Raw genomic sequence first — 6,179 nt, forward strand, 5'->3', positions numbered from 1 at the left:
CCCGCCCCGGCCGCCGACGTTTCGGGGTCGGCACCGGAGTAGTTGGTCAGCAGCACCAGGTTACGGCCGGTCACGCTCAGCTCCACGCCCTTGATGAAGCGGGTGCGGCTCAGCAGGCTGGCCGGCACGGCGTAGCTCAGCGTCACGTAGCGCAGGCGGGCCCACGAGCCGTCCTCGATGAAGGCCGTGCCCGCCGCGCCCAGAATGCTGGTGTAGTAGGTCTGGGTCAGCTCCGCCGATTTGGTGTTGGGCGCGTAGGCCGTGGCGTTGCCGTTAGCATCGCGTGCGGTCACCACCACGCCATCGAACACCACTTGCTTGTAGCGGTCGGCGGTGCGCGCCGAGGTGCCCACGCGGGTCTGGTACCAGTCGTTGCCGTTAATCACCACGCCGCCCACGCGGAAGTCGAGCAGCGAAGTCAGCGACAGGCCTTTGTAGGTGAAGGTGTTGGTGAGCTGGGTGGTGAAGCGCGGGGCGCGGTTGCCGGCGTACGCAAAGGTGGAGTTCACGCTCGGGTAGCCCGTGGCCCCGATGATGACCTGGTTGTAGTACGGGCTGTTGGGGTCGGTTACGCGCACGAAATCGGTCGAAGCCACGCCCGAGATGGCCCGGCCGGGGAAGGCGCCACCCTCGTGAATATCAGTGATGAAGGCATCGGACTGGTACACCACCGTGAGCGGGAAGGGCAGCTCCTGCACCTTGTTGGTGTTGTGGTAGAAGTTGGCCACAATGTCCCAGCTGAAATTCCGGCCCTTCACCGGCGAGCCCGTGAGCGACACTTCCTGGCCCTCGTTGGTCACGAGGCCGCCGTTGATGTACTGCAGGATGAAGCCGGTGGCCTGGCTCACGCGGGGCGCAATAATCTGGTCGCTGGTGCGCGAGTAGTAGTAGTTGAAATCCAAGCCCAGGCGGTTTTTGAGGAACTGCAGCGCGATGCCTGCCTCGTAGGTGCGGGTGCGCTCGGGCTTGAGAATGGGGTTCGAGCCGAAGAAGTCGTTGCGGAAGCCGCCGCCGATGTAGGTGTTCTGCGTCAGGGCCGACTCGATGCGGTAGGGGTTGGTGTCCTTGCCCACTTCGGCCACCGAGGCGCGCAGCTTGCCGTAGTTCAGAATGTTGCTCTGGTCGAGGCCCAGCGCCTTCGTGAACTCGTAGCCCAGGCCGGCCGAGCCGTAGAGGAAGCTCTTGCCGAAGTTCTTGCCCTGGTCGGGGCGCGGCAGCGTCGACGACTGGTCGTAGCGGGCCTGCAGCTGGATGAACAGCTGGTTGAACAGCGTGCCGTTCAGCTGCGCGAAGTTGCCAATTACGTGGCGGGTGTAGTCGCGCTGCAGGGCGCTGCGGTTCACTGTGTTGTTCAGGCCCACGAAGTTGGGGTTCTGGAAAATCAGGCCCAGGTAGTCCACTGCCTGGTCTTTGTTCTCCTCAATGGTGTTGCCCAGGATGAGCGAGCCGCCGAAGTTGGGCGAGAAATCGTGCGCAAACGTGGCCAGCGTGGTGGCCGTGATGGAGCGGAACTGGTCCACGGTTTCGGCGATGCCGCCGTTTTGGTTGCCCACCTGCGAGGTGCCCACGGCGCGCACCGAAGTGTTGCGCGAGGTATAGATATCGGTACCAATATTATGGCTCAGCGTGAGCCAGTTGGTGGCCTTGAAGCTCACTTGCGCGTTGCCGATGAAGCGGTTGATGCGCTCGGTCTGGGGGTTGTTGTAGGCCGTCCAGTAGGGGTTGTCGGCGTCGGCATCCACGCCGTTGCCCAGGGCCAGCAAGCGGCGGCGGCTGCCGTCGGGGTTGAGGTAGTTGCGGGCATCGTCGTTGCGCGGCCAGTTCAACAAGCTCAGCATGAAGCCGCCCGACGACGTGCCCGCCGTGGTGAGCAGGCCCGGGCCCTGAATGGGCCGCTGCCCGCCCGAGGTGAGGTACTGCGCCGAGCCGCTCACGCTCAGCTTGGGCGAGATGGCCGCCGTGCCCGAAAGGCGCACCGTGGTTTTGTCGTAGTTGCTGTTGGGCACCACGCCCGACTGCTGCAGGTTAGAGGCCGACACGAAGAACGAAGCCTTGTCGGAGCCGCCCGACATGTTCAGGAAGTTCTGGTAGGTGAAGCCTTTGCGAAAGAAATTGCCCAGGTTGTCGTACACCGGCTGCCCGTCGGGGATGCGCGGCCCGAACGATACCCGCGTAGTGGCATCGAGGATACCGTTCGAGCCCTGGCCGTAGAGGCCCTGCATTTTGGGCAGGCGGTTCACCTCATCCACCGATACCTGGGTCCGGAAGTTGAGCGTGGTGGCGCCGGCCGTGCCTTTCTTGGTGGTAATCACCACCGCGCCGCTGCTGGCGCGCAGGCCGTAGAGGGCCGCCGCCGCCGGGCCTTTCAGTACCGTGATGCTGGCAATGTCTTCGGGGTTGAGGTCGCCGGCGCGGTTGCTGGCGCCCACCGAGCGGCCCAGCAGGCCGTTGAACTGCGAGCCCGCGCCCGGCGCCGTGCTCTCCTGAAACGAGCCGTTGTCCATAATCATCCCGTCGATGACGAACAGCGGCTGGTTGGTGCCATCGAGCGAGGTACCGCCCCGGATAACGATGGCCGCGCCCTCGCCCGGCGCCCCGCCCGACGACGTGATGTCGACGCCGGCCACCTTGCCCTGCAGCGCGTTCACGATGTTGGGCTGGCGCGAGTCAATAATGTCTTTGCTGGTTACTTCCTGCACGGCCGTCACGAGCGTGCGCTTTTCCTGCTTGATGTTGTAGGCCGTCACTACCACCTCATCGAGGCCGGTGGTGCTTTCCTTCAGGGCCACGTCGATGGTGCTGCTATTGCCCACGGTGCGCTCCTGCGCCGCGTAGCCAATGAAGCTGAACACGAGCGTAGCGCCCGGCTCGGCCGAGAGCGAGTAGCGGCCGTCGGAGCCGGTGGTGCTGCCGTTGGTGGTGCCTTTCACCAGCACCGTCACGCCCGGCAGGGGCGATTGGTCGGTGCTGGATGTTACAATGCCCGAGATGGAGCGGGCCGTTTGGGCCCAGCCGGGTGGCGCGAGTAGCACAGCCAGCACCAGCAGTAATAGCCAGTAGGGTTTCTTCATGATGGAAATTGAAATGGGTGAGAAAAATGGGGGTGAGAATTTGCAGAGAACCAGAGAGGGCAGAATACCGGCTGGTGGCAACCGGCCCCACACGCCGAGTAGCAGAATACGGGCCGATGGCAAAAATTACGCAGAGCGCTAAAAGGCCAAATTTGCAACGCTTCCGGCCAATTTGTCCCGTTCGCTTTCAATAAAATTAGGGCTATTTTGCTGGCAAATGCTTCCGCAATCGGTTGCGTCACTTGGCCCGCCTCGTTACGGCCCGACTGTACGACTTATCTTTTGATTGAAAACTTGCTTTTTAGCGTCGCACAGCCTTATCCGAACCATTCCTTCCACCTTTTCCCGTCTCGCCCATGCCCACCCTGCTTGCCACCTTGCCTGCTACGGCGGGCGCCCACCTGCCGGTTCAGCTTTATGCCGATTCGGAAGCCGCGTCGGCGGCCGTAGCAGCCCAGATTGCCGCCCTCATCCGCGCCCGCGCCGCCGAGGGGCGGGCCTGCGTGCTGGGCCTGGCCACCGGCTCCTCCCCCACCCGCGTATATGAGAAGCTGGTGCGGCTGCACCGCGAAGACGGCCTGAGCTTCCAGAACGTCATCAGCTTCAACCTCGACGAGTATTACCCCATGGCCCCGGGCTCGCTGCAGAGCTACGTGCGCTTCATGCGCGAGTACCTGTTCGACCACGTCGACATCCGGCCCGAAAACGTGCACATCCCCGACGGCACTGTCCCTGAAGCTGAAGTGGCCGCGTTCTGCCAGCGCTACGAGGAGCAGATTCGGGCGGCGGGCGGCATCGACTTGCAGCTGCTGGGCATTGGGCGCACAGGCCACATCGGCTTCAACGAGCCCGGCTCCGGCCCGGCCTCGCGCACCCGCCTCATCACCCTCGACCACGTAACGCGCACCGACGCCGCAGCCGACTTCTACGGCGAGGAAAACGTACCGCGCCGGGCCCTCACGATGGGCGTGGGCACTATTCTCGAAGCCCGCCAGATTGTGCTGCTGGCCTGGGGCGAGGGCAAAGCCGCCGTGGTGAAGCGCATGGTAGAAGGCGAGGTAACCGACTCGGTGCCGGCCACCTACCTGCAACGCCACCCCAATGTGCAGGTGGTGCTGGATGAGGCCGCCGGGGCCGAGCTCACCACCCGCAAAACGCCCTGGCTGCGCGGCCTGCCCTGCGACTGGCACGATGCGGCCACCGTGCGCAAGGCCGTGACTGGCCTGGCCCGCACCGTGAGCAAGCCCATTCTGAAGCTGACCGACGAGGACTACAACGAAAACGGCCTCTCCGAGCTGCTAGCGCAATCCGGCCCGGCCTACGGCCTCAACATTCGCGTCTTCAACGAGCTGCAGCATACCATCACCGGCTGGCCTGGGGGCAAGCCCAATGCCGACGACTCCTCGCGCCCAGAGCGCGCCGCGCCGTTTCCGAAGCGCGTCCTGATTTTCAGCCCGCACCCCGATGATGACGTGATTTCGATGGGCGGCACGCTGCTGCGGCTCGTCGACCAGGGCCACGAGGTGCACGTGGCCTACCAGACCTCGGGCAACATTGCCGTGTTCGATGACGAGGCCATCCGCTTCGCCGAGTTCGTAGCCGATTACGACCACGCCTTTCGCCTGCCTTCCGACGAGCCCGCCGAGGAGCTGTACCACCGCGTGGCGGCGTTTCTGAAAACCAAGGAGCCCGGCCAGGTCGATTCCGACGAGGTGCAGCAGATTAAGGGCCTCATCCGGCGCGGCGAGGCCAAAAGCGCCCTGCGCTACGCCGGCCTCGACCCCGATACCCGCGCCCACTTCCAGGATTTGCCCTTTTACGAGACCGGCCGCGTGCGCAAAAAGCCCCTCGGCGACGAAGACCTGCGCCTGACCATGGAGCTGCTCAACCGCATTCAGCCCCACCAGATTTACGCCGCCGGCGACCTCTCGGACCCGCACGGCACGCACCGCGTGTGCCTTGCGGCCATCTTCGAGAGCCTGCGCCGGCTCAAGGCCTCGGGCACGCCCTGGCTCGACGACTGCTGGGTGTGGCTCTACCGCGGGGCCTGGCAGGAGTGGGACGTGGACCAGATTGAGATGGCCGTGCCGCTTTCGCCGCAGGAGCTCACGCGCAAGCGCCGCGCCATCTTTAAGCACCAGAGCCAGAAAGACCGGCCGCTATTCCCGGGGGCCGACCAGCGCGAGTTCTGGCAGCGCAGCGAGGCCCGCAACCGCACCACCGCCAAGCTCTACGATGAACTGGGCCTGCCCGAGTACGAGGGCATCGAAGCGTTTGTGCGCTGGGAGATTATGTAGCGCGAACTGAAAGCTCGCACTACAGCCTCCTGAAACGAATAGTGCGTTATTTGCCCATTCAGGCCACACGAGAGGCACAACACGGCACAAAATCAGTTTGTACTGCTAGCGCAGTTCTCAAAAGCCCTAGAATGAATTCATCACTTGAGCGCCTGTACCGAATTAGCAATCAGCCAAGTCGGCGCGTTATTGGCCTGATGTCGGGTACTTCGCTCGATGGGCTCGACGTAGCCTTGTGCCGGCTCGAAGGCCACGGTGCGGGCACCAAACTTACGCTGGAGCAATTCCAAACTGTACCGTATAGTGAGGACACGAAGCAGCGCATCCGCGAAGTATTTGCCCGCGATACCGTGAGTTTGGAGTTTCTCACGCTGCTTAACCCCTGGCTGGGGCGGCTGCACGCCCGCGCCGTGCTGGCCTGCCTGGAAAAATGGCAGGTGGCCCCGGCCGAAGTCGACCTCATCGCCAGCCACGGCCAGACCATCTACCATGCCCCGCGCCACCAGCACCAGCGCCCTAATTTCGACCTGCACGCCACCCTACAAATCGGCGACGGCGACCACCTGGCCGTGGCCACCGGCATCATTACGCTCTCCGACTTCCGGCAAAAGCACGTGGCCGCCGGCGGCGAAGGTGCCCCGCTGGCCGCTTACGGCGACTTCCTGCTGCTCAGCAGCCCCGACGAGGAGCGGCTGCTGCTCAACCTCGGCGGCATAGCCAACTTCACCTACCTGCCCCGCGCGGGCGGCGACGCCACCACCGCCTTCAGCACCGACACCGGCCCCGGCAACACCCTGCTCGACGCCACCGT

The 6,179-nt window shown here is 64.3% G+C and carries 3 protein-coding genes; 2 read left to right on the forward strand and 1 reads right to left on the reverse strand.

Annotated elements, in window-relative coordinates:
* Nucleotides 1-3,071, reverse strand: a 3,071-nt coding sequence (locus tag ACYVDE_RS12610) for a SusC/RagA family TonB-linked outer membrane protein (protein ID WP_460501899.1), incomplete at its 3' end; no start/stop codon positions are given.
* A gap of 356 nt (nucleotides 3,072-3,427) precedes the next feature.
* Between ACYVDE_RS12610 and nagB the strand changes: the two genes are divergently transcribed.
* On the forward strand, nucleotides 3,428-5,368 hold the full coding sequence (nagB, locus tag ACYVDE_RS12615; RefSeq protein WP_460501900.1) for a glucosamine-6-phosphate deaminase: 1,941 nt from the start codon (nucleotides 3,428-3,430) through the stop codon (nucleotides 5,366-5,368).
* Between the two features lie 131 nt (nucleotides 5,369-5,499).
* Nucleotides 5,500-6,179, forward strand: a 680-nt coding sequence (locus ACYVDE_RS12620) for an anhydro-N-acetylmuramic acid kinase (protein ID WP_460501901.1), incomplete at its 3' end; no start/stop codon positions are given.

This window comes from Hymenobacter agri (assembly GCF_054778495.1).